22 protein-coding genes and 1 pseudogene are annotated in these 22,991 nt (G+C 60.7%); 10 read left to right on the top strand and 13 right to left on the bottom strand.

The genetic code is table 11. The features are described 5' to 3' along the window. Nucleotides 1–23: 23 nt before the first annotated feature. The 3 genes and pseudogenes from HX801_RS13655 to HX801_RS32025 all read left to right on the top strand — a co-directional run. Nucleotides 24–260, top strand: coding sequence for a DUF3820 family protein (locus HX801_RS13655; protein ID WP_003213031.1), 237 nt, complete (start codon nt 24–26; stop codon nt 258–260). A gap of 12 nt (nt 261–272) precedes the next feature. Next, a complete protein-coding gene (locus HX801_RS13660) occupies nt 273–1,454 on the top strand; it encodes an aminotransferase class V-fold PLP-dependent enzyme (RefSeq protein WP_177022241.1) in 1,182 nt (393 codons plus the stop codon). Then, nucleotides 1,445–1,552, top strand: a pseudogene (locus HX801_RS32025) (outer membrane lipoprotein carrier protein LolA); the annotation flags it as partial. The gene HX801_RS13660 and the pseudogene HX801_RS32025, both read left to right, overlap by 10 nt. Before the next feature lie 99 nt (nt 1,553–1,651). On the opposite strand, the gene HX801_RS13665 reads toward HX801_RS32025, so the two are convergent. Genes HX801_RS13665 through zwf form a run of 3 tightly spaced genes read right to left on the bottom strand, consistent with a single transcriptional unit; the run spans nt 1,652 to nt 4,501 of the window. Continuing rightward, nucleotides 1,652–2,317 (bottom strand): bifunctional 4-hydroxy-2-oxoglutarate aldolase/2-dehydro-3-deoxy-phosphogluconate aldolase, encoded by a 666-nt coding sequence (locus tag HX801_RS13665; protein WP_003213027.1) that lies wholly within the window; start codon nt 2,315–2,317, stop codon nt 1,652–1,654. A 17-nt stretch (nt 2,318–2,334) separates the two neighbouring features. Then, the gene (gene pgl, locus HX801_RS13670; protein WP_087693179.1) at nt 2,335–3,048 is read right to left on the bottom strand and encodes a 6-phosphogluconolactonase; all 714 of its coding nucleotides are present in this window, start codon (nt 3,046–3,048) and stop codon (nt 2,335–2,337) included. Beyond that, on the bottom strand, nt 3,035–4,501 hold the full coding sequence (gene zwf, locus HX801_RS13675; RefSeq protein ID WP_003213023.1) for a glucose-6-phosphate dehydrogenase: 1,467 nt from the start codon (nt 4,499–4,501) through the stop codon (nt 3,035–3,037). The genes pgl and zwf overlap by 14 nt, the downstream gene beginning before the upstream one ends. 218 nt (nt 4,502–4,719) lie before the next feature. On the opposite strand from zwf, the gene HX801_RS13680 reads away from it, so the two are divergent. After that, on the top strand, nt 4,720–5,580 hold the full coding sequence (locus HX801_RS13680) for a MurR/RpiR family transcriptional regulator (protein WP_173406104.1): 861 nt from the start codon (nt 4,720–4,722) through the stop codon (nt 5,578–5,580). A 142-nt stretch (nt 5,581–5,722) separates the two neighbouring features. Here HX801_RS13680 and HX801_RS13685 read toward each other — a convergent pair whose 3' ends face one another. From HX801_RS13685 to HX801_RS13730, 10 genes are all read right to left on the bottom strand, one after another. Beyond that, nucleotides 5,723–6,568 (bottom strand): D-hexose-6-phosphate mutarotase, encoded by an 846-nt coding sequence (locus tag HX801_RS13685; RefSeq protein ID WP_003213018.1) that lies wholly within the window; start codon nt 6,566–6,568, stop codon nt 5,723–5,725. Between the two features lie 178 nt (nt 6,569–6,746). Next, entirely contained in the window at nt 6,747–8,093 is a 1,347-nt protein-coding gene (locus tag HX801_RS13690) for a carbohydrate porin (RefSeq protein WP_177022242.1), read from the bottom strand. A gap of 105 nt (nt 8,094–8,198) precedes the next feature. Continuing rightward, nucleotides 8,199–9,359: an ABC transporter ATP-binding protein gene (locus tag HX801_RS13695; RefSeq protein ID WP_003213014.1), complete on the bottom strand. Its 1,161-nt coding sequence runs from the start codon at nt 9,357–9,359 to the stop codon at nt 8,199–8,201. Nucleotides 9,360–9,361: 2 nt separating this feature from the next. Beyond that, nucleotides 9,362–10,207 (bottom strand): carbohydrate ABC transporter permease, encoded by an 846-nt coding sequence (locus HX801_RS13700; protein ID WP_003213012.1) that lies wholly within the window; start codon nt 10,205–10,207, stop codon nt 9,362–9,364. Then, nucleotides 10,200–11,108, bottom strand: a complete 909-nt coding sequence (locus tag HX801_RS13705) for a carbohydrate ABC transporter permease (RefSeq protein ID WP_003213011.1) — start codon at nt 11,106–11,108, stop codon at nt 10,200–10,202. Before HX801_RS13705 ends, HX801_RS13700 begins: the two co-directional genes overlap by 8 nt. A gap of 88 nt (nt 11,109–11,196) precedes the next feature. Continuing rightward, on the bottom strand, nt 11,197–12,483 hold the full coding sequence (locus HX801_RS13710; protein ID WP_177022243.1) for an ABC transporter substrate-binding protein: 1,287 nt from the start codon (nt 12,481–12,483) through the stop codon (nt 11,197–11,199). A gap of 106 nt (nt 12,484–12,589) precedes the next feature. Further along, on the bottom strand, nt 12,590–13,849 hold the full coding sequence (locus HX801_RS13715) for an AGE family epimerase/isomerase (RefSeq protein ID WP_177022244.1): 1,260 nt from the start codon (nt 13,847–13,849) through the stop codon (nt 12,590–12,592). A 156-nt stretch (nt 13,850–14,005) separates the two neighbouring features. After that, nucleotides 14,006–14,833 (bottom strand): hypothetical protein, encoded by an 828-nt coding sequence (locus HX801_RS13720; RefSeq protein ID WP_003213005.1) that lies wholly within the window; start codon nt 14,831–14,833, stop codon nt 14,006–14,008. A 118-nt stretch (nt 14,834–14,951) separates the two neighbouring features. Further along, nucleotides 14,952–15,950: an NAD(P)-dependent oxidoreductase gene (locus HX801_RS13725; RefSeq protein ID WP_177022245.1), complete on the bottom strand. Its 999-nt coding sequence runs from the start codon at nt 15,948–15,950 to the stop codon at nt 14,952–14,954. Between the two features lie 52 nt (nt 15,951–16,002). Beyond that, nucleotides 16,003–16,896: a LysR family transcriptional regulator ArgP gene (locus HX801_RS13730; RefSeq protein WP_003213001.1), complete on the bottom strand. Its 894-nt coding sequence runs from the start codon at nt 16,894–16,896 to the stop codon at nt 16,003–16,005. Between the two features lie 98 nt (nt 16,897–16,994). On the opposite strand from HX801_RS13730, the gene HX801_RS13735 reads away from it, so the two are divergent. The 6 genes from HX801_RS13735 (at nt 16,995) to HX801_RS13760 (ending at nt 22,954) form a co-directional block, all read left to right on the top strand. Next, complete coding sequence (locus HX801_RS13735) at nt 16,995–17,396, top strand: ACT domain-containing protein (protein WP_003213000.1); 402 nt, start codon at nt 16,995–16,997, stop codon at nt 17,394–17,396. Between the two features lie 5 nt (nt 17,397–17,401). After that, on the top strand, nt 17,402–18,004 hold the full coding sequence (locus HX801_RS13740) for a LysE/ArgO family amino acid transporter (protein ID WP_177022246.1): 603 nt from the start codon (nt 17,402–17,404) through the stop codon (nt 18,002–18,004). Nucleotides 18,005–18,179: 175 nt separating this feature from the next. Further along, complete coding sequence (locus HX801_RS13745; RefSeq protein ID WP_003212997.1) at nt 18,180–18,776, top strand: superoxide dismutase; 597 nt, start codon at nt 18,180–18,182, stop codon at nt 18,774–18,776. Between the two features lie 158 nt (nt 18,777–18,934). Beyond that, nucleotides 18,935–19,132, top strand: coding sequence for a hypothetical protein (locus HX801_RS13750; protein ID WP_003212995.1), 198 nt, complete (start codon nt 18,935–18,937; stop codon nt 19,130–19,132). A 270-nt stretch (nt 19,133–19,402) separates the two neighbouring features. Continuing rightward, nucleotides 19,403–21,454, top strand: coding sequence for a bifunctional diguanylate cyclase/phosphodiesterase (locus HX801_RS13755; protein WP_003212994.1), 2,052 nt, complete (start codon nt 19,403–19,405; stop codon nt 21,452–21,454). Between the two features lie 162 nt (nt 21,455–21,616). Then, complete coding sequence (locus HX801_RS13760; RefSeq protein ID WP_003212990.1) at nt 21,617–22,954, top strand: imelysin family protein; 1,338 nt, start codon at nt 21,617–21,619, stop codon at nt 22,952–22,954. Nucleotides 22,955–22,991 lie beyond the last annotated feature (37 nt).

Raw genomic sequence — 22,991 nt, forward strand, 5'->3', positions numbered from 1 at the left:
CGACTCAAACACCTGAAGCCGCAATGAACCCTGAAAAACTTGAACTGCTGATCACCCGCGAAATGCCCTTCGGCAAGTACAAGGGCCGGATCATTGCCGACTTGCCCGGCCCCTACCTGAACTGGTTCGCCCGTGAAGGTTTCCCCCACGGCGAACTGGGCGGGTTGCTGGCCCTGATGCAGGAAATCGACCACAACGGTTTATCCGAACTGCTGGAACCCCTACGCGCCAAGCACGGCAAGCCCGCCCCTCGTCATTAATAGAGCACGCACATGGACAGTACCCGCGACGAACAACACTGGCACGCCATCGCCCAGCGCTACGACCTGGAGCCCGGCCCGATCAACCTCGAAAACGGTTACTTCGGGCGCATGAGCCGCGCGGTACTTGAGCAGTATCAGGACAACGTCGCCTTCATCAACCGCAGCAACTCTATCCATGTGCGCCAGCGTTTCGAGCAGGGCGAAAACGTCGAGATCCGTAACCAGTTGGCGCAGTTGATGGACGCCGATCCTGAAGCCATCGCCCTCACCCGCTGCGCCTCGGATGCGTTGCAGTCGCTGATCCGCAACTACAACCGCTTGCAGCCCGGCGACCAGGTGCTGATCAGCGACCTGGAGTACGACACCGTCAAGGGCGCCATGCGCTGGCTGGCGCAGAATCGCGGCGTAGAAGTGATCGAAATTGCCCACGAACACCCGGCCAGTTTCGACAGCCTGGTGCAGACGTATCGCGATGCGTTCCTGCGCTATCCCCGCCTGAAACTGCTGGCACTGACCTACGTGACCCACCGCACCGGGCTGGTGATGCCGGTGGAGGCGATTGCCGGCGCTGCCAGGGAACATGGAATTGATGTGATCCTCGATGGCGCCCATGCGCTGGGGCAGATCGAGTTCAACCTGGCACAGTTGGGTATCGCGTTTGCCGGTTTCAACTTGCACAAGTGGATCGGTGCGCCGTTGACCCTGGGCTTTATTTACATCGACCCGCAACGGTTGGCGGACATTGATCCGGACATGGGTGAGTTTCATTACCCGGCCACCGATGTACGTGCCCGCACGCCATACAGCACGCCGAATTTCCCGGCGCTGATGACCTTGCCGCTGGTGTTCGAGGAGCATCGCTTGTTGGGCGGTTCGAAGGCCAAGGGTGCCCGACTCAACTACCTGCGGGATTTGTGGGTGAGTGAGGTGCGGCAGTTGCCGGGAATTGAAGTGCTGACGCCCGACGACCCACGGCTGTATTGCGCGATTACGTCGTTCAAGTTCACTGACAAGCCGGATCAGCAGGTGATGGCGGACCGACTGCTCAAGGAATACGACCTCTTCACCACAACCCGCAGCGGGGCGTCGTTCGGCAGTTGTATTCGGGTGACACCAGGCTTTTTGACGTCCGCGGCAGACATTCATGCGCTGATCAAAGCCATCACCGAACTGAGCGCGATATCACTGTAGGAGCGAGCTTGCTCGCGAAGGTCGTTAACGATGACACGGGAAACCTGACACCCAGCGGTGCTCTCGGTTTTTTCGCGAGCAAGCTCGCTCCTACAGTGGGAGTGGGCCATTTTCCGCAGGCAAAAAAAAGCGGCACACCGACCAAGTGCACCGCAAAAATGCCGTAGAACACAGCAACAACGATTCGGTAAATCCAATCAGTCCAGCAGGGCCAGCGCCTCGGCGGTGGTTTCCTGGATGCGTGCCCAGTCGCCGTTCTTGACCCATTCCGGATCAAGCATCCAGCTACCGCCCACGCACATCACATTTTTCAACGCCATGTAGCTCTTGATGTTGGCCGGGCCAACACCACCAGTCGGGCAGAATTTCACTTCGCCAAACGGGCCGCCCAGGGCCTTGATCGCCGCCACGCCACCGCTGACTTCAGCCGGGAACAGCTTGAAACGGCGATAACCCAGGCCATAACCTTCCATGATCCCGGAGGCATTGCTGATGCCCGGCAACAGCGGAATCGAGCTGTGTACCGAGGCTTCCAGCAGGTCACGGGTAATCCCGGGAGTGACGATAAATTGCGAACCGGCCACTTCGGCCGCTTCCAGCATATGACGATCCAGCACGGTACCGGCACCGGTGCACAGCTCCGGACGCTGCTCACGCAGTACCTGGATGGCCTTGAGGCCGAACTGCGAACGCAGGGTCACTTCCAGTGCGGTCAAACCACCGGCTGCCAGGGCATCGGCCAGCGGCAGGATGTCCTGTTCACGGGCAATGGTGATCACCGGCAGGATCCGCGCCTTGGCGCAGAGGCTGTCGATCAAGGCAACTTTGTCCGCCATGGAAACGGTAGGTTGAGGGCTGTTCATCGCGGCTGATCCTTGGCTCATGGGCACCAGTAAATCTCTAGAGTAGGTTGCAAAAACGCGCGTATCGGCATGGCAGCAACGTCGTCACTGGCCAGCGCGGCGCTCAAGGTGGTCAATTTCGAGCTGCCGGAAATCGACAGCACGGTGTAGTGGGCGGTGGCCAGCAGCGCGCGACTCATGGTCAGGCGCTGGTGCGGCACGGTCGGCGCCAGCATCGGCCAGCAACGACGGCTGCCGTCCGGCTTCAACGCTTCAGCCAGGTTCGGGCTGTTGGGGAACAGCGACGCGGTGTGGCCGTCGTCGCCCATGCCCAGTACCAGCACATCAATCGTCGGCAACTCGGCCAGCAGGCGATCGGCCTGCTCGGCAGCGTCGTCAAGGGTGGCGGCGACGCTGTACAGGCTCAGGAACTTGGCCTTGGCCGCCGGGCCTTGCAGCAAATACTTCTTCAACAGGCCGGCATTGCTGTCGGCATGTTCCACCGGCACCCAGCGCTCGTCGGCCAGGGTGATGGTCACCTTGGACCAGTCCAGGCCTTGCTTGGCGAGGTTCTGGAAGAACGCCACCGGGCTGCGGCCGCCGGACACCACCAGGGTCGCCTCGCCACGGGCACTGATGGCCGCGCGCAGTTGTTCGGCCACGTCATTGGCCAAGCCATCCGCCAGCAGCACCGGGTTGCGGTACTCATGGGCAGTCACGCCCTGAGGCAGTTTCAAATCAGATATCGCCATACCAAGACCTCCCGTCCCGCGTGATCAGTGCAATCGAGCTCATTGGCCCCCAGGACCCCGCCGCGTACGGCTTGGGCGCATCACCGGATTTTTTCCACCCGGCGATCAACTGGTCACACCACTTCCACGCAGCTTCGATTTCATCTTTGCGCACAAACAGGTTCTGGTTGCCACGCATTACTTCCAGCAACAGCCGCTCGTAGGCATCGGGAATCCGTGCGCTGCGATAGGTGTCGGAAAAATTCAGTTGCAGCGGGCCGCTGCGCAGTTGCATGCCCTTGTCCAGGCCCTGCTCCTTGGTCATCACGCGCAAGGAAATCCCTTCGTCCGGTTGCAGGCGGATGATCAGTTTGTTGCTGATCTGCAAGCGCTGCTCGGGGGCGAAGATGTAGTGGGACGGTTCCTTGAAGTGGATGACGATCTGCGACAGTTTTTGCGGCATGCGCTTGCCGGTACGCAGGTAGAACGGCACCCCGGCCCAACGCCAGTTACGGATATCGGCACGCAGGGCGACGAAGGTCTCGGTGTCGCTCTGGGTGTTGGAGTTCTCTTCTTCCAGGTAACCCGGTACCGGCTTGCCGGCGCTGTAGCCGGCGATGTATTGGCCACGCACCACCTGGGTGGTCAGGCCGTCCGGGCTGATGGGCGCCAGGGCCTTGAGCACCTTGACCTTCTCGTCCCGAATACTGTCGGCAGACAGGTCGGCCGGCGGGTCCATGGCGATCAGGCACAGCAGCTGCAGCAGGTGATTCTGGATCATGTCCCGCAGCTGCCCGGCCTTGTCGAAATAGCCCCAGCGACCTTCGATGCCTACTTGCTCGGCCACGGTGATTTCCACGTGGGAGATGTAGTTCTGGTTCCACTGGGTTTCAAACAGGCTGTTGGCAAAACGCAGGGCGATCAGGTTCTGGACGGTCTCTTTGCCCAGGTAGTGGTCGATGCGGTAGGTGCGGTTTTCCGGGAAGAACTGCGCCACGGCGTCATTGACCTTGCGCGAGGAATCCAGGTCCGAGCCGATGGGTTTTTCCAGGACCACGCGGGTGTTTTCCGCCAGGCCGACCTTGGACAGGTTCTCGCAGATCGCGCCGTACACCGCCGCCGGGGTGGCGAAGTAGGCGATCAGGCGTTGTTCAGTGCCGGCGTTCTCTGCCAGGGCGACGTAGTCATCGGCCTTCAGGAAGTCGACATGCAGGTACGTCAGGCGGGCCAGGAAACGTTGGGCGACGGTTTCGTCCAGTTCCTTGCCAACGTAACCACGCAATTCTTTTTCGATGTGGGCCAGGTGCTGTTGCTCGGAACCGGCCTCACGGGCCAGGGCCAGGATGCGCGTGTCTTCGTGCAGCAGGCCCGCACCATCGAGTTGATAGAGGGCAGGAAATAACTTGCGCAGCGCCAGATCACCCAAGGCGCCAAACAGGGCAAAGGTGCAGGGTTCTACGGTTATCGAAGGCATGATGTTTGTTCTTTTATCAAGTTAAGCTACAAATACCTTTTTTTAAGGCATCACTCAAGGAAAAATGTAGTAATAACCACAACATTTTCCCGAAAAACGTATTCCGAGTGGTGGTGTTCAACTACCCTCAGTAGGATAGGCCACCGCAAAGGGCCGCTCGTCGATTGGTTGACGACCCTTATTTGCATCGTCGCCCTAAGGAAACATGAATGGACCGCGTGCGAAATCTACTGGAACAGATCCAGAAACGCCTCGAAGAACTGAACAAGGCTGAACGTAAAGTCGCCGAGGTCATCCTGCTCAACCCGCAGCAGGCGACCCGCTTCTCTATCGCCGCCCTCGCCCAGGCCGCTTCGGTCAGCGAACCTACAGTGAACCGCTTCTGCCGCTCGTTCGGCGTGAGTGGTTACCCTGAACTTAAATTGCAGCTGGCGCAAAGCCTGGCCAGTGGCGCGGCGTATGTCAGCCGCGCGGTGGAGGCCGATGATAACCCGGAGGCCTACACCCAGAAGATCTTCGGCAGTGCCATCGCGTCCCTCGACAGCGCCTGCCAGGCCCTGGACCCGAACCTGATCAGCAAGGCCGTCGACCTGCTGATCCAGGCTCGGCAGATCCACTTCTTCGGCCTGGGTGCTTCGGCGCCGGTGGCCATGGACGCGCTGCACAAGTTTTTCCGTTTCAACCTGTCGGTCACGGCCCACGCCGATGTGCTGATGCAGCGGATGATCGCCTCGGTGGCCCACACCGGGGAGTTGTTCGTGATCATTTCCTACACCGGGCGTACCCGTGAACTGGTGGAAGTAGCACGTATTGCGCGGGAAAACGGCGCCTCGGTGCTGGGCGTGACCGCCGAAAATTCGCCGCTGGCCAAGGCCAGTACGGTGAGCCTGAACATTCCGTTGCCGGAAGACACCGACATCTACATGCCGATGACCTCGCGGATCATTCAGTTGACGGTGCTGGATGTACTGGCGACGGGCATGACCTTGCGTCGCGGGGTGGATTTCCAGCCGCACTTGCGCAAGATCAAAGAGAGCTTGAACGACAGCCGGTATCCGGTTGGGGATGAATTCAACTAGGCCCGAATCTACTGTGAATGTGCCGGCCTCTTCGCGAGCAAGCCCGCTCCCACATTCGACTGCATTCCAAAAGTGGAACTCGGTCTAATGTGGGAGCGGGCTTGCTCGCGAAAGCGGCATCAGCAACACCGGAACATCCGGATCAAGCCCCCGCCCTCGCCTGCAAACTCAAATGCGCCCTCTCCCCCGGCGCCAGGCTCGCAGCAGCCATCGCCGACTCCACACACACAAACCCCGCAGCCTCGTTGAAGCTCACCCCCAGCAACGGTCGACTCCCCGGGTGCCACACCACCGTGTCGGCACTCTCGCCGGTGTCGATGCACAATTCGCGCTGCCAGGCGTGGTCCTTGAGGTGCAATTCGCCGTCGTGCTGGAACACCCGCTGACACCCACCATCGACACGCAACTCGCCTTCCTGCTGGCACGCCTGACGATTCAGCTGGTCGTAGCCCTGCGCGCCATCGAGCCCAGACAGCGCTATCTCACCAACGTTGCCAATCCGCCAATAAGCGTGCAAAGCATGGCTCAATTGGCACGGCAGCTCGTCCTGGTGCTCGGTGGCCAGGCGCAGCTCCAGGGTTTCCCCCAGGTGTGCATGCAGGTCCACCTGCCAGTCGCATAGCTGCAATTGCCAGTGCAAACGCACGCCGTCGTCGTCGGTGCTGCTGTCCAGCAATTTCCAGTCGATCAGCCGTGCCCAACCATGGGACGGCCAGGCGTTTTCGCTGGGATGGCGGCCATACCACGGCCAACACACCGGCACGCCGCCACGGATGGCGCCGACCTGCGGCCACTTGGCCGCGCACCACAGCCAGGGCTTCTGGCCCGTGGGCTGAAAGTGCAGCAATTGCGCGCCCTGGCGACTGAACACCGCCTGGCAGAGCGGGTGATCGATCACCAGCACATCGCGCATCTGGAAGCGTTCCCAGGCGAATACCGGCCGCTCGCGCAGGGATTTGAAAAAGCGTTGCAGCGGATGCTCATGCATGTGCCACGGTCCTGAATATCTTTGCAGGCGCTGGCTTGCCTGCGATGGCATCGCCTCGGTGTGGCAGATACACCGCGGGGCTCGCATCGCAGGCAAGCCAGCTCCCACACAAAAAAAAGCGGATAGCCATGGCTACCCGCAAAATGCGCACAGAGAGAAGGAGCTTATCGCAACAACGTTAGAACGTAGACTGAATTTTCAGGCCCGCTACCACCGCGTTGTCGACTTGCTTAACACCACCTGGGTTGGCGATGTATTGCAGGTTGGGACGCACGGTCAGCCAGTTGGTGACGTGGATGCCGTAGTTGAGTTCGACGTTGTACTCCGTGTTACGCAGCGGTGCGTAACCCGATTGGTCGTAATCCGTGAAACCGCCGGCCGCGTTGAGCAACTCAGCATTTTTCTTCACGTCACTGTTGGCATGGATACGGGATACACCGATACCCACGTCATCTTTTGTACGTGCGTCGAATGGACCTTTATACACAAGCATCAGCGACTGGTAGTTGTCGACCAGGTTGGTGTCTTTGTCGTGGAAGGTGACGTTGGCCGCAATGTTCAAGCCGCGGGAAGCATCGCCATTGTGGGTGGTGAGTTGCTGTTGCAGAACGCCCCAGTAACCGCTTTTGCTGCTGCGAACGCGGAAGGCTGCGCCCGTGGTGCCAGCATCGTTACCGTTGACGTCTTCACGTACGTCGGTAGCGTCGGCGGTGCTCTTGTAGTAACCCACACGGTATTCGCCCGGCAGGCCATTGACCTTCGGCGACCAGACCAATTCAACCGGCAATACGGTGCCCTTGGTGCCGCTGCCGCTGAGCTTGAAGCCGTTGCCGTGCTCCAGTTGCGACGGGTTCTGGTTGTACGCACCGATTTGCGCATACAGCTCAGGCGTGATGTTGTACTTCACGCGGATAGCCGCCTGGCTGACGGGCCAGTTGTACCAGGTGTTTACATAGTTACCGACCTGCGAGCCGCAGAACGACAGGTTCTGGAAGTCGCACGGGAAGGTGTTGAAGTCTTCGCCTTCACCGAAGTAACCGAGTTTCACGTCCAGCTTGTTGTCGAACATCTGGTGCTGAATCCAGAACTGGGTCAGACGCACCATGTGGCCTCGGCCGTCGACTTCCTGAGACGAACTCAAGGTGCCGGCACGCGGGTCACCGATACGGTCGTTGGAAATGTTTGCGCCATTACGATTGGTCAACTGGATCTTGGCCTGGGTGTTATCCCAGCCCCACAGCTTTTGCAGGTCCAGTGCCACGCCCAGACCGAACTGGTCAGCGTAACGGGCAGTCTTGTCGTTGTTGTAGCCGCCGCCAAGGTTGCCACCGACTTCACCGACGTAATCCGCCTTGATGTCGATACCTTGCTCGATCAGCTTGGTACGTTCGCCGCCCCAATCACCGGTCATCCACTTGGAGTCGGCGCTGAACGCGTCGTCCGCCATCGCATTGGCGGACAGTACCAGGGCTGCTGCTGCTGACAGTTGGCAGAACAACCGGGTGTTGTTGTGGTGCTTTTTCATCCCTACATCCTCGTCTTTATTGTTATTAACTGTTTTTATCTAACGCGGTTTACTTCTTTGTGAGAGCAGGACTCTCACAAAAGCCCCTACACATCATTTGAAACTTCAGCGTCCCTTGAATTGAGCAACGTTGTCCGCACGATCCTGTGCCGGCAACGAGGTGGCAGTGCCCAGGCGCTCGCCGGTCTTGGCGTCGAACAGCAACACTTTGGCCGGGTCGAACTGCAAGGTCAGGGTCTCGCCCACTTGCGGCGCCACATCGGGCGCCAGGCGGCAGCAGACCTTGGTGTCATTGATTTGCACGAACACCAGGGTGTCCGGACCGGTCGGCTCGGTGACTTGCACCTCGGCCCGAATGGTCGGCGCGCCGGTGGCTTCGGCGGCGGCCAGCACGATCTGCTCCGGGCGCAGGCCCAGGATCACTTCGCGGTCTTCAAGACCGGCATCGTTCATGTTCAACGGCAATTCACAGCGGGCCTGGCCGCTGTCCAGCAGCGCCACCAGGCGGCCGTCCTTGCGTTGCAGGCGCAGTGGAATGAAGTTCATCGGCGGCGAACCGATGAAGCTCGCCACGAACAGATTGGCCGGGTCGTTGTAGATCTCTTTCGGCGTGCCGAACTGCTGGATGATGCCGTCCTTCATGACCGCCACTTTGTCGCCCAGGGTCATCGCTTCGATCTGATCGTGGGTGACGTAGACGGTGGTGGTTTTCAGACGCTGGTGCATCAGTTTCATTTCGGTACGCATCTCGACCCGCAGCTTGGCGTCGAGGTTGGACAGCGGTTCGTCGAACAGGTAGATCTTCGGGCGACGCGCCAGTGCACGGCCCATGGCCACGCGTTGTTGCTGGCCACCGGAGAGCTGGCCCGGCTTGCGATTGAGCAGGTGCTCGATCTGCAGCAGCTTGGCCACTCGCGCCACTTCTTCATCGATCGCTGCCTGGGGCATCTTGCGAATCTTCAGGCCGAATTCGATGTTCTCGCGCACGCTCATGGTCGGGTACAGCGCGTAGGACTGGAACACCATGGCGATGTCACGATCCTTGGGGCTCATGCCGCTGACGTCCTGGTCGCCGATCATGATCGCGCCACCGGTGATGTTTTCCAGGCCGGCAATGCAATTCATCAAGGTCGATTTGCCGCAACCCGAAGGGCCGACCAGGATCAGGAACTCACCTTCCTTGATCGACAGTTCGATGTTCTTCAGGGTGTCCGGCAGGCCGGTACCGTAGGTCTTGTTTACGTTACGAAGTTCAAGCGTTGCCATGATTACCCCTTGACCGCGCCGGCCGTCAGGCCGCGCACGAAATACTTGCCTGCGACCACATAGACCAGCAGGGTCGGCAGCCCGGCGATCATCGCCGCCGCCATATCAACGTTATATTCCTTGACCCCGGTACTGGTGTTGACCAGGTTGTTCAGCGCCACCGTGATGGGCTGCGAATCACCGCTGGAGAACACCACGCCGAACAGGAAGTCGTTCCAGATCTGCGTGAACTGCCAGATCAGGCACACCATGATGATCGGTGTCGACATCGGCAGGATGATCAGGCGGAAGATCGTGAAGAACCCCGCGCCATCCAGGCGAGCCGCCTTCACCAGTGCATCGGGAATGCTGACGTAGTAGTTACGGAAGAACAGTGTAGTAAACGCCAGTCCGTAGACGATGTGCACGAACACCAGGCCCGTGGTGGTACTGGCCAGGCCCATCTTGCCGAGGGTGAACGAGGCTGGCAGCAGCACGGTCTGGAACGGCAGGAAGCAGCCGAACAGCAACAGGCCGAAGAACAACTGCGAACCACGGAAGCGCCACATCGACAGCACGTAGCCGTTCAACGCACCGATGGCGGTGGAGATCAGTACCGCCGGAACGGTGATCTTGATCGAGTTCCAGAAGTAGCCGTCAACCGTGGCCCAGGCTTTCACCCAGCCGATGCCGGTGATCACGGTGGGCCAGCTAAGCAGGTTGCCGGTGCTGATGTCTTCCGGGGTCTTGAAGCTGGTGAGCAACATGACCACCAACGGCACCAGGTACAGCAGGACAGCGAGAATCAGCACCGCGTAGATCGCGACGCGGCTCAGGCTGATGGCAGGTTTGCCAGCAAGACTAGTCATTGCGCTTGGTCCTCAGCTCGGAGTACAGGTAAGGCACGATGATCGCGAGAATCGCACCGAGCATCAGAATCGCACTGGCCGAACCCATGCCCATCTGGCCGCGGCTGAAGGTGAAGGAGTACATGAACATCGCCGGCAGGTCGGAGGAGTAACCCGGACCACCCGCCGTCATTGCAGCCACCAGGTCGAAGCTCTTGATCGCGATATGCGCCAGGATCATTACCGCACTGAAGAACACCGGGCGCAGGCTTGGCAGCACCACTTTCCAGTAGATGCGCGGCATGCTCGCGCCGTCGATCTGCGCCGCACGGATGATCGATTGATCAACACCGCGCAGGCCGGCGAGGAACATCGCCATGATGAAGCCCGAGGCTTGCCACACAGCAGCGATCACCAGGCAATACACCACACGGTCCGGGTCGATCAGCCAGTCCAGGCGAAAGCCTTCCCAGCCCCAGTCACGCAGCAGTTTGTCCAGGCCCATGCCTGGGTTGAGCAGCCATTTCCAGGCGGTACCGGTGACGATCATCGAGAGCGCCATCGGGTACAGGTAAATGGTGCGGATAAAACCTTCGCGACGGATTTTCTGGTCGAGGAAAATCGCCAGGGTCACGCCGATCACCAGGGTGATGCCGATGAACATGCCACCGAATACCGCGAGGTTCTTGCTCGCGACCCACCAGCGGTCGTTGTCGAACAAGCGCACGTATTGCGCCAGGCCTACGAACTTGTAGGTCGGCAGGAAAGTCGAGTTAGTGAACGACAGCACGAACGTCCACAGGATGTAGCCATAGAAGCCCACCAGAACGATGAACATGCTCGGCGCCAGCACCAGTTTGGGTAGCCAGCGCTGCAGTGCATCGAACGGCGAGGCTTTGCTGAACACAGCAACAGAACTCATGGGAAAATCCAGTACAGGGAAAAAGGACTACAGGAACAGGCCTTGTGGGGGTTAGGGGTCCCCCCACAAGGCCATTCGGTACTAACCGTTACTTGGCCGACTTGATCGCTGCCGCGAGTTTCTTCGCGGTATCGGCAGGGTCAGCTTTCGGGTCATTGATGTAGTTGGTCACGACATCAAAGAACGCGCCTTGTACCGCCAGCGTGGTTGCCATGTTGTGGGCCATGCTTGGTTGCAGGCCGCCAGTCTTGGCATCCGCCAGGAAGTCCTTGGCAGCAGTCTGGGCGCAGGAGTCGAAGCCGTATTTGCCCATGTCTTGCAACATGTCGATACGAACCGGGATCGAGCCCTTGTTGATGCTGAAGACTTTCTGGAAGTTTTCGCTCAGCACGACCTTGGCGATGTCCTGCTGACCGGCAGCAGTGCCTTTGTCTTTCTGCTTGAAGGCTGCGAGGGAGTCGATGTTGTAGGTGAAGGCCTTGTCGGTGCCCGGGAAGGCTACGCACTCGTAGTCTTTGCCGGCGACTTTCTTGGCGGCGGTCCATTCACTCTTGGCCCAGTCACCCATGATCTGCATGCCGGCCTTGCCGTTGATGACCTTGGCGGCTTCCAGGTTCCAGTCCTGGCCCTTGCCGTCGGCGTCCATGTAGGTCGCGACTTTCTTCAGCTCGGTCAGGGACTTGATCATTTCAGGGCCGGTCAGGGCTTTTTCGTCGAGGTCGACCAGGGCTTTCTTGTAACCGTCAGCCCCCATGACCGAGAGCACGACCGCTTCGAAGACGGTGCTGTCCTGCCAAGGCTGGCCACCGTGGGCGAGCGGAATGAAGCCCGCGGCCTTGAGCTTGTCGCCCGCTGCGTAGAATTCTTCGAGGGTGGTCGGGTTCTTGGTGATACCGGCTTTCTTGAACACTTCCGGGTTGATCCACAGCCAGTTCACGCGGTGAATGTTCACCGGCACGGCCACGTAGTTACCTTCGTACTTCACGGTATCGGAGACTTTCTTGTCCAGCAGGCTGTCCCACTTCTCTTCTTTGGCGGGTTCCTTCAGGACGTAGGTGTCGAGCAGCCCGGTGGACGCCCATTCCTGGATGTCGGGGCCTTTGATCTGGGCCATGCCTGGCGGGTTGCCAGCAACGGCGCGGCTTTTCAGTACGGTCATGGCAGTGGAACCGCCACCGCCGGCGACGGCACCGTCTTTCCAGGTGAAACCGTCTTTTTCAACTTGGGCCTTCAGGACATCTACTGCCGCTTTCTCGCCACCCGAGGTCCACCAATGCACAACTTCAACCGTCCCTTTCGAGTCGGCGGCAAAAGCACTGAGGGGAAACAACGAGGCAACGGAAATAGCTACGGCGAGGCGACTGATCGCTTTCATCTGAGTACCTTTTTTCTTGTTGTTATGCATGCAAGTCGGTGCTTGCGCTGCAAACGAGTTTAAACAGGGATTTTTCAGGTGCAGGTAACAAAGGGACGCCAAAATGTCACCACTTGGTGACATAGCGCCCGGTGGCCACGGCACTGGCCATGCTCGGTGACAAGGGTAGCCCCGGCAGCAAGACAGACTGCCAGGCGTGGTAGAGGTCCGGTTTGCCACCCCAGATTTTCGCGCTGGGCTGGTTTTTCGGGCTCAGTTCGTGGTGCCAGCTGCCGTGGGTGCGGTCAATGAAACGGGTTTCACAGAACTCCCAGAAGCGCCGGTACCAGGTTTCGTAATGCAGCTCCCCCGTGCGTTTGAGCAGCGCCTGGGCAGCGGCACTGGCTTCGCAATGGGTCCAGTGCAGGCGCTCGCGTACCACGGGGCGCTGGCTCCAGTCGAGGGTGTAGACAATGCCGGGGGCGCCGTCGACGGCCCAGGCGTATTCACAGGCGCTGGCGAACAGGCCCTTGGCGTCGGTCACTAGCCACTCAGGGGTGACGAGCCCGGCATCCAGACGCGCAGCCTCAAGGTGCAACACCAGTCGCGCCCATTCGAAGCCGTGGCCGGGGGTGATGCCGTAGGGACGAAAACCATCGGCCGGGTTGTCTTCGTTGTAACCACGCAGGGGTTGCCAATGGCTGTCGAAATGCTCGATCACCATGTCCCGGTTTTCTGCCGCATGGGTATGAATAATCCGCTCGACGATGCGCAGTGCCCGGTCCAGCCAGCGGGTTTCACCGGTGACATCGGCCAGGGCCAGGAAGGCTTCAGTGGCGTGCATGTTGCTGTTGGCGCCGCGATAGGCTTCTACCCCGCTCCAGTCCTGGGCAAAGGACTCGAGCATCGCGCCCTCCTCTTCGCTCCAGAAATACTGGTCGATGATGTGGATCGCGTCGTTGAGCAAGGTTTGCGCGCCGGGAGCGCCGGCCACTACTGCGGAGCTGGCGGCCAGGGCGACAAAGGCGTGCAGGTAGGCGGCCTTGCCGGTGTTGCCGTCGCGGGCGTCGGGCGTGGCGAACCAACCGCCGTGCCGGGCATCGCGCAGCGGGCCGCTGAGGGCCACGACGCCGTGTTCCACCAGGTCGGCATAACCTGGCAGGCCCAGGCCATGGGCCATGGCAAAGCTGTGGGTCATACGGGCGGTGTTCATGGTTTCAGCGACGGCATCGGGCGGCAAAACACCGTGATCGTCGAGGTTGCCGAAGCCGTCAGGCAGCCTGGAAGCCTTGGCGAATGACAGCAGGCGCTGGCCTTCAGTGGCAAGCCAGGCGTGATGGGCAGGTGCGTTCAGCCAACTACTGGCAGGCAGTGGTTGCGTGGTCATGATTAGCCCTTTTTATTATGTGCGGGATGACGGGAGTCTAAACAAGGGCGGCGCGAGGGCAAGTAACGAAGGAGACGGGAAATGTCACCGATTGGTGACATTGATTGTGCCAGGGCCTGCAGGCGTCATGTGTAGTGACGCCTGCAGCACCTCACATCACTGCTGCCCGAGAGGGGTGATCCGGGCCGGCTGGTTGATCTGCTGCTGCAGGTTCTGCACCTGGCTTTGCAAGGCAGTGACGTTACGCGTGGTCTGGATGCGGAACACGTCGAACTCCTTGGTGGACGGACCGTCCGAAGCCGCGGCGCGGTTGTCCAGTTCGCTCTTGAGGACCACAAGGTCCTGCTCCAGGCGGGCGATGGCGGCCGTGGGGTTGCCCTGTTTTTTCAGGGCTGCGACGTCGGCGGAGAGGTCCTTGAACTCGGCGTCCCGGGACTTGAGGGTAGCCACCGCCTCCGTCAGCGCCTGGACCTGGCCCTGCAATTGCGCGTTGGCACTGGACAGCTGGGTCGTGCTGGCGGTCATCTGCTCCAGGCGCTTGTCCAGGTCAGTTGCCTGGCCGGCCACGCCCATCTGCTGCTTGCCCTGCTCCAGCAACTGGGTCTCCAGCTGCTTGATCTGCAGTTTCAGGGCCTCGCTGCCATTATTCACATTGGCTTCGCTGGCCACCACCTTGCCGGAAATATCCTGCAGGCGCCCCGCCGCTTCCTCGCTGATGCGCGCGAAGCTTTCCTGGGTCGCCACCAGTTGCTGGCCCATCAGGGAAATCTGCTGGAAGCTCCACCAGGCAAGGCCGGCGAAGGCGAACAGCAGCGCACCGACCAATGCCCACAGCGGCCCGGTACTGGCGCTCTTGACCTTGACAACCGGCGCAGGCCGGGAGCGCACGGAGGTAGCCGGCGTGGGCTCGAAATCATCGTCGTCCGAGGTGTCGGCCCGCAGGCTGGGAACGTTGTCGAAGTCGTCGTTAGCATCGTTACGCATGAATCAACCTTAAATCCTTTGAGGTGGCATATGGATAGCCAGGCGTCGGAGTATAAACCCCCGACCTGCCGCACTGATCGACCCGGGTTCGCAAATTCGGTTCCCGGTGTGTTGCCGGTTATTTAAGTCCCACGTCCTGGGCCTTCCACCAACTGCAGAACTCGTCGAGGGCCGCCCACAGGCTGACCTTGGGCTGGTAGTCGAGATAATGCCGTGCGCGGGTGATGTCGAGGGTGAAATCTTTGTTCATCACCTGCATGCCCAGCCGTGACAAAGACGGTTCCGGGCGCCCTGGCCACATGGCACAGAAAGCTTCATTGAGCGCCGCAACGCTGTAAGACAAGCCGTAGGACCGATAACGGGTGACCTGAGGCATGTCCATCTGTCGCATCACGTAGTTCACCACATCCCACACCGGCACCGGGGCGCCGTTGCTGATGTTGTAGACCTTGCCCAACGCCGAGCCCGTCGCCAGCAAACTGCTGAGCAGGGCTTCATTGAGGTTGTGCACGCTGGTGAAATCGACCTTGTTCAGGCCATCGCCGACAATCGCCAGGCGGCTCTTGCGCTGCATCTTCAACAGGCGCGGGAAGATGCTCATGTCGCCGGCCCCCGTGACAAAGCGCGGGCGCAGGGCCAGCACTTCGAGGCCAAACTCCTGGGCGCCAAACACCTTTTGCTCCGCCAGGTATTTGGTGGCTGCATACGGATGCTTGAAACGCTTGGGCACTTGTTCTTCGGTCAAGCCCAGGTGGTCACGGCCGTCGAAGTAGATCGACGGCGAAGACAGGTGCACCAGGCGCCCGACCCGCTGCTTGAGGCAGGCCTCCACCACGTTTTCGGTAACCAGCACATTGCCCTGGTGGAAGTCCTGATAACGCCCCCACAGCCCCACGGCCCCGGCGCAATGCACCACGGCCTCGACGTCGCGGCACAGCTCGCGCACCAGGTCCGGATCATTCAAATCACCCTGGATAAACTCGGCGCCGCGCCGTACCAGGTGTTCCACACCTTCGGCCCGCCGCCCGTTGACCCGCACGTCCAGGCCCTGCTCCAGGGCGAAACGCGCAAAGCGCCCGCCAATGAAGCCGCTTGCGCCGGTGACCAGAATTTTCATGACTTACTCCGCATTCTTTCGTTTTTCATCGCTGTTGCCTTGACGCTGGCCATCACGCCAACGGCACCAACCATTGCCCCGTTGTGTGTGCCAGATGATCCGTCAGCAGGCCCAGCAATTGTCCACCACTGCGCCAATGATGCCAGTACAGCGGCACATCGATCGGCTTATCTGGCAATAACTCCACCAACACGCCCTTTTCCAGCTGGTCGCGCACCTGCAGTTCGGGCACCAGGCCCCAGCCCAATCCGGCTTCCGTCAGGCGAATAAAACCTTCGGACGAGGGGCATAGATGGTGTTCGAAACCACCGTCGACGCCCAGGGACGCCAGGTAGCGATGCTGCAGGAAATCATCCGGGCCGAACACCAGCGCCGGCGTGCGGGCCAGTTGATCGGCCCGCACGCCCTCGGGAAAGTGCCGGGCGACAAACGCCGGGCTGGCCAGCGCCCGATACCGCATCGCGCCGAGCAACAGGCTGCGGGCACCGGCCACCGGGCGTTCGCTGGCGCAAATACAGGCTGCCACTTCGCCGGCGCGCATGCGCTTGAGGCCGACGGTCTGGTCTTCTACCACCAGGTCCAACAGCAAATGCTGCTCGGCGCAGAAGTCGCTCACCGCCTCGGCCCACCACGTGGCCAGGCTGTCGGCATTCAAGGCGATGCGCAGGCGCTCGGGCATGCCCTCTTCATCCAGCGCGGGCACCTGGCTTTGCAGGTCGCGCTCCAGCAATCGTACCTGTTGCACATGGTTGAGCAGGCGGCGGCCGATCTCGGTGGGCGTCGGCGGCGTGGCACGTACCAGCACCGGCTGGCCGATTCGCGCCTCCAACAGCTTGATGCGCTGGGAAATCGCCGATTGGGAAATTCCCAGTACCTGCGCGCCCCGCTCGAAGCCGGCCTGTTCCACCACCGCCGCCAGGGCGGAAAGCAATTTATAGTCGAACATCAGTTTTCCTAATGAGCGATCAGCAATATTGGTTTTTCTTATACAGCCTTGGACGGGAGAATAGCCAGCATCGCTTCTTCTTATTCAAGGACCTCCACATGGCTGGCGAAACCGCCCTGGCAACCCTGCTGCGCAGCATGAGCCCACAGCTCAATGACGGCGACTACGTGTTCTGCACCCTGGCCGACAGCCGAATCCCCGAAGGTTGCGAGGTGATCGGCAGCTTCCGCGAGCAGGAAGGCCTGACGTTGATCGTCGAGCGCCAGCAAGCCGAGCGCGCCGGACTGGCCTTCGACTACGTGGCGGCGTGGATCACCCTCAACGTGCACTCGGCCCTGGAAGCGGTCGGCCTGACCGCCGCGTTCGCCACGGCCCTGGGCCAGGCCGGGATCAGTTGCAACGTGATTGCCGGCTACTACCACGATCACCTGTTTGTCGGCCGCGCCGATGCCGAGCGCGCCATGACGGTGTTGCGGCAATTGGCGGCGGGCGCGGAGTAAATCCTATGTGGCAAAGCTATATGAACGGCCTGTTGGTGGCCTTTGGTTTGATCATGGCGATCGGCACCCAGAACGCGTTTGTGCTGGCGCAGAGCCTGCGGCGCGAACATCACCTGCCGGTGGCAGCGCTGTGCGTGGTATGCGACGCGATCCTGGTGGCCGCCGGCGTATTCGGCCTGGCCACCGTGCTGGCGCATAACCCGGTATTGCTGGCGATTGCCCGCTGGGGTGGTGCGGCGTTCCTGCTCTGGTACGGTACCCTCGCCCTGCGCCGGGCCTGCTCGAAGCAGAGCCTGGGCGAGGGCGAGAACCTCAAGGTACGCTCGTTGAAGGCGGTGATGCTCAGCGCCCTGGCGGTGACGTTGCTCAACCCCCACGTGTACCTGGACACCGTCTTGTTGATCGGCTCCCTCGGCGCCCAGCAAACCGAACCGGGCGCCTACGTGGCCGGGGCCGCCAGCGCTTCGTTCCTGTGGTTCATGACCCTGGCCCTGGGCGCCGCATGGCTGGCACCGTGGCTGGCGCGCCCCTCCACCTGGCGGATTCTGGACCTGCTGGTAGCCGCCATGATGTTCAGCGTGGCCTATCAATTAATCAGCGCAGCGTAGATATTCCAAAACGCTCTGGAACCTCTATCCCACACAGTTGTTGCGTGGTTTTGCCGCACCCCCGGTGCTATGATCCAGCCCCTGCGCCGCAAAGAGTACAAACTCCCCGGCGCTTGTTTGGCCGCCCGTGATCGGCCTTGCGCTCACCGCAACTGACCTGATTAGGAGAATCATCATGGCTTTCGAATTGCCGCCGCTGCCCTACGCACACGATGCCCTGCAGCCGCACATTTCCAAGGAAACCTTGGAATACCACCACGACAAGCACCACAACACCTATGTCGTGAACCTGAACAACCTGGTGCCTGGCACCGAGTTCGAAGGCAAGACCCTGGAAGAAATCGTCAAGTCTTCTTCGGGCGGCATCTTCAACAACGCCGCTCAGGTCTGGAACCACACTTTCTACTGGAACTGCCTGGCGCCAAACGCTGGCGGCCAACCTACCGGCGCACTGGCTGAGGCGATCAACGCTGCCTTCGGTTCGTTCGACAAGTTCAAGGAAGAGTTCACCAAGACTTCCGTCGGCACCTTCGGTTCCGGTTGGGGCTGGCTGGTGAAAAAGGCTGACGGCTCCCTGGCCCTGGCCAGCACCATCGGCGCCGGCAACCCGCTGACCAGCGGCGACACCCCGCTGCTGACCTGCGACGTCTGGGAACACGCTTACTACATCGACTACCGCAACGTGCGTCCAAAGTATGTGGAAGCGTTCTGGAACCTGGTCAACTGGAAGTTCGTGGCTGAGCAGTTCGAAGGCAAGACCTTCACCGCTTAAGTACCGCTTGCAGTAGAAAGAGCCCGGCGATTGCCGGGCTTTTTTGTGGGCGATTACAAATGGAAAAATGCCAGGAAACCACTGGAACTCATCAAAAGGATTTCGCCACGCAGCATGTAAGAGGAATGTCCCTCTGATTGACTGCAGGAGAACTTGATATGGATCTAGCATCTTTGATCGGCATGGCCCCTCAAGCACTTAACGTGTTCGATAACGTGACAGATAAGGGCCTGGACGTCCTGGACAAAAGCTTGGGCATCCTTGATAAGACCGTGGACATAGCTCGACAGGCCTTGGGGCAAATCGACCCTCAGGCGCAAGACCAGCCACAACCGCCGAAAATTTCGTTTACCTGATGGGCGCTGACGCTCGACGGTTTGTTTCGCTGGCCTGAAAAACCCGCGCTCGTCCTGAAAAGACAGTATAAGAAGTCGGCACGTACGATCCGCCGACTTCACTCCATGCCAGGCCTGCCTTTCCATTCCCCCTCCCAACGTCTTACCCCCGGACGCGCTCATCTAAACTGCAAAACCTGCCCTGGCCGCAATGTCCCTTTGACTGCCCTCACGGGATTGCCAATACTCATGGCATATTGAGGCTACCCGCATGGAACAAGGAATAACCCTTTGAAGCTGGAACTCAAAAACAGCTTGTCGGTGAAGTTGCTACGGGTGGTACTGCTTTCGGCATTGGCCGTGGGCGTGGTACTGAGCGCGGCGCAGATCGTCTTTGATGCGTACAAGACGCGCCAGGCCGTGGCCGGTGATGCCCAGCGCATCCTCGACATGTTTCGCGACCCGTCCACCCAGGCCGTCTACAGTCTGGACCGGGAGATGGGCATGCAGGTCATCGAAGGTCTGTTCCAGGATGATGCCGTGCGCATGGCCTCCATCGGCCACCCCAACGAAACCATGCTCGCGGAAAAAACCCGCGACCTGCAACAATCCCCGAGCCGCTGGCTGACCGACCTGATTCTGGGCCAGGAACGCACTTTCACCACACCGCTGGTGGGGCGCGGGCCTTACAGCGAGTACTACGGTGACCTGAGCATCACCCTCGACACCGCCACCTATGGCAAAGGGTTTCTCGTCAGTTCGGTGATCATTTTCATCTCCGGGGTGCTGCGGGCGCTGGCCATGGGGCTGGTGTTGTACCTGGTCTATCACTGGCTGCTGACCAAGCCGCTCTCGCGCATCATCGAGCACCTGAGTTCGATCAACCCCGACCGCCCCAGCGAGCACAAGATCCCGCAGCTCAAGGGCCACGAGAAAAACGAGCTGGGGCTCTGGATCAACACCGCCAACCAGTTGCTCGAATCCATCGAGCGCAATACGCACTTGCGCCATGAGGCGGAAAACAGCCTGCTGCGCATGGCCCAGTACGACTTCCTGACCGGCCTGCCGAACCGCCAGAAACTGCAGGAGCAACTGGACAAGATCCTGATCGACGCCGGCCGCCGGCAACGTCGGGTCGCGGTGTTGTGCGTGGGGCTGGATGACTTCAAAAGCGTCAACGAGCAGTTCACCTACCAGGCCGGCGACCAGTTGCTGCTGGCCCTGGCCGACCGCCTGCGCGCCCACAGCGGCCGCCTCGGCGCCCTCGCCCGCCTCGGCGGCGACCAGTTCGCCCTGGTGCAGGCCGATATCGAGCAGCCCTACGAAGCCGCCGAATTGGCACAAAGCATCCTCGACGACCTGGAAGCCGAATTCGCCCTCGATCACGAACAGATCCGCCTGCGTGCCACCATCGGCATCACCCTGTTCCCGGAAGACGGCGACAGCACCGAGAAGCTGCTGCAAAAAGCCGAACAGACCATGACCCTGGCCAAGAGCCGCTCGCGCAACCGCTACCAGTTCTATATCGCCAGCGTCGACAGCGAAATGCGCCGCCGCCGCGAGCTGGAAAAGGATCTGCGCGACGCCTTGAGCCGCGAGCAGTTTCACCTGGTGTACCAGCCGCAGATCAGCTATCTCGACCACCGTGTGGTGGGTGTCGAAGCGTTGATCCGCTGGCAGCACCCGGAGCACGGCCTGGTGCCGCCCGACCTGTTTATCCCCCTGGCCGAACAGAACGGCACCATCATTGCCATCGGCGAATGGGTACTGGACCAGGCCTGCCGGCAACTGCGGGAATGGCATGACCTGGGCTTCACCGAGCTGCGGATGGCGGTCAACCTGTCGACCGTACAGCTGCACCACGCCGAGCTGCCACGGGTGGTCAACAACCTGCTGCAAATCTACCGCTTGCCGCCGCGTAGCCTGGAGCTGGAAGTCACCGAGACCGGCCTGATGGAAGACATCAGCACCGCCGCCCAGCACCTGCTGAGCCTGCGCCGCTCCGGGGCACTGATTGCGATTGATGACTTCGGCACCGGCTATTCATCCCTGAGCTATCTGAAAAGCCTGCCGCTGGACAAGATCAAGATCGACAAGAGCTTCGTCCAGGACCTGCTGGATGACGACGACGATGCGACCATCGTGCGGGCGATCATCCAGCTCGGCAAAAGCCTTGGCATGCAGGTGATCGCCGAGGGTGTGGAGACCGCCGAACAGGAGGCCTACATCATCTCCGAGGGTTGCCACGAGGGTCAGGGCTACCACTACAGCAAACCCTTGCCGGCACGGGAGTTGGTGGCCTACTTGAAGCAGGCCCAGCGCAATAACGCCGCCATCCTCTGAAGCGATGCCGGCCATCGGGGCCACGCGCACCGATGGCCGGCAAATCGATACTAAATATTTCCTGCTTATAACGCTTTACACAAAATGCAAATCTTTCGCATTATGTCGCAGTTTTGCGCGCCCCCCGCGTGCCCCATCAACAACCGAAGCAGGATGTTCGCCATGATTCGTATGCCCCTGGCCACCGCCAGCCTTCTCGCCATTGCCATTTCGCTCGCCGGTTGCGGTGAAGGCAAAGACAAGGCCGCCGCGCCTCAAGCCCCGGCCGCCGCCAGCACCACCGCCCCGGCGGCTGCCCCGGCAGGCCAGGTAGACGAGGCCGCCGCCAAGGCTGTGGTCGCGCATTACGCTGACATGGTGTTCGCGGTGTACAGCGATGCCGAGTCCACCGCGAAAACCCTGCAAACCGCGATCGACACTTTCCTTGCCAACCCGAACGACGACACCCTGAAAGCGGCCCGTACCGCCTGGATCGCCTCGCGCGTGCCGTACCTGCAGAGTGAAGTGTTCCGCTTCGGCAACACCATCATTGACGACTGGGAAGGCCAGGTGAACGCCTGGCCCCTGGACGAAGGCCTGATCGACTACGTCGACAAGACCTACGAACACGCCCTGGGCAACCCTGGCGCCACCGCCAACATCATCGCCAACAACGAGATCCAGGTCGGCGAAGACAAGGTCGATGTCAAAGACATCACCCCGGAAAAACTCGCCAGCCTGAATGAGCTGGGCGGTTCCGAAGCCAACGTAGCCACCGGCTACCACGCAATTGAATTCCTGCTCTGGGGCCAGGACCTGAACGGCACCGGCCCGGGCGCCGGCAACCGTCCAGCGTCGGACTACATGACCGGTGATGGCGCCACTGGCGGCCACAACGAGCGCCGCCGCACCTACCTGCGCGCCGTGACTCAACTGTTGGTCAGCGACCTGGAAGAAATGGTCGGCAACTGGAAGCCCAACGTCGAAGACAACTACCGCGCCACGCTGGAAGCAGAACCTGCGACCGATGGCCTGCGCAAGATGCTGTTCGGCATGGGTAGCCTGTCCCTGGGCGAGCTGGCCGGTGAGCGCATGAAGGTTTCCCTGGAAGCCAACTCGCCGGAAGACGAACAGGACTGCTTCAGCGACAACACCCACAACTCGCACTTCTACGACGCCAAGGGTATTCGTAACGTTTACCTGGGTGAGTACACCCGCACCGACGGTACCAAGATGACCGGCGCCAGCCTGTCCTCCCTGGTGGCCAAGGCCGACCCGGCGGCCGATGAAGCGTTGAAGGCTGACCTGGCCTCCACCGAAGCGAAGATCCAGGTGATGGTGGACCACGCCAACAACGGCGAACACTACGACCAGTTGATTGCTGCCGGTAACGACAAAGGCAACCAGATCGTACGTGACGCCATCGCCGCATTGGTGAAGCAGACCGGTTCGATCGAACAGGCTGCTGGCAAGCTGGGCATCAGTGACTTGAACCCGGATAACGCTGATCACGAGTTCTGATCAGTGCCGCGTTGAATGAGGCGACCTTCGGGTCGCC

It is taken from the genome of Pseudomonas sp. G1002 (assembly GCF_013385455.1).
Taxonomy (GTDB): Bacteria; Pseudomonadota; Gammaproteobacteria; order Pseudomonadales; family Pseudomonadaceae; genus Aquipseudomonas.

Excerpts from the sequence above, each read along its gene's own strand:
- HX801_RS13665 (WP_003213027.1), bottom strand. The coding sequence starts at position 2,317 with ATGAACAGCCCTCAACCTACCGTTTCCATGGCGGACAAAGTTGCCTTG.
- HX801_RS13705 (WP_003213011.1), bottom strand. The coding sequence starts at position 11,108 with ATGAGTTCTGTTGCTGTGTTCAGCAAAGCCTCGCCGTTCGATGCACTG.
- zwf (WP_003213023.1), bottom strand. The coding sequence starts at position 4,501 with ATGCCTTCGATAACCGTAGAACCCTGCACCTTTGCCCTGTTTGGCGCC.
- HX801_RS13685 (WP_003213018.1), bottom strand. The coding sequence starts at position 6,568 with ATGCATGAGCATCCGCTGCAACGCTTTTTCAAATCCCTGCGCGAGCGG.
- HX801_RS13700 (WP_003213012.1), bottom strand. The coding sequence starts at position 10,207 with ATGACTAGTCTTGCTGGCAAACCTGCCATCAGCCTGAGCCGCGTCGCG.
- HX801_RS13695 (WP_003213014.1), bottom strand. The coding sequence starts at position 9,359 with ATGGCAACGCTTGAACTTCGTAACGTAAACAAGACCTACGGTACCGGC.
- HX801_RS13745 (WP_003212997.1), top strand. The coding sequence starts at position 18,180 with ATGGCTTTCGAATTGCCGCCGCTGCCCTACGCACACGATGCCCTGCAG.
- HX801_RS13655 (WP_003213031.1), top strand. The coding sequence starts at position 24 with ATGAACCCTGAAAAACTTGAACTGCTGATCACCCGCGAAATGCCCTTC.
- HX801_RS13690 (WP_177022242.1), bottom strand. The coding sequence starts at position 8,093 with ATGAAAAAGCACCACAACAACACCCGGTTGTTCTGCCAACTGTCAGCA.
- HX801_RS13725 (WP_177022245.1), bottom strand. The coding sequence starts at position 15,950 with ATGAAAATTCTGGTCACCGGCGCAAGCGGCTTCATTGGCGGGCGCTTT.
- HX801_RS13730 (WP_003213001.1), bottom strand. The coding sequence starts at position 16,896 with ATGTTCGACTATAAATTGCTTTCCGCCCTGGCGGCGGTGGTGGAACAG.
- HX801_RS13760 (WP_003212990.1), top strand. The coding sequence starts at position 21,617 with ATGATTCGTATGCCCCTGGCCACCGCCAGCCTTCTCGCCATTGCCATT.
- pgl (WP_087693179.1), bottom strand. The coding sequence starts at position 3,048 with ATGGCGATATCTGATTTGAAACTGCCTCAGGGCGTGACTGCCCATGAG.
- HX801_RS13715 (WP_177022244.1), bottom strand. The coding sequence starts at position 13,849 with ATGACCACGCAACCACTGCCTGCCAGTAGTTGGCTGAACGCACCTGCC.
- HX801_RS13735 (WP_003213000.1), top strand. The coding sequence starts at position 16,995 with ATGGCTGGCGAAACCGCCCTGGCAACCCTGCTGCGCAGCATGAGCCCA.
- HX801_RS13740 (WP_177022246.1), top strand. The coding sequence starts at position 17,402 with ATGTGGCAAAGCTATATGAACGGCCTGTTGGTGGCCTTTGGTTTGATC.
- HX801_RS13660 (WP_177022241.1), top strand. The coding sequence starts at position 273 with ATGGACAGTACCCGCGACGAACAACACTGGCACGCCATCGCCCAGCGC.
- HX801_RS13710 (WP_177022243.1), bottom strand. The coding sequence starts at position 12,483 with ATGAAAGCGATCAGTCGCCTCGCCGTAGCTATTTCCGTTGCCTCGTTG.
- HX801_RS13750 (WP_003212995.1), top strand. The coding sequence starts at position 18,935 with ATGGATCTAGCATCTTTGATCGGCATGGCCCCTCAAGCACTTAACGTG.
- HX801_RS13720 (WP_003213005.1), bottom strand. The coding sequence starts at position 14,833 with ATGCGTAACGATGCTAACGACGACTTCGACAACGTTCCCAGCCTGCGG.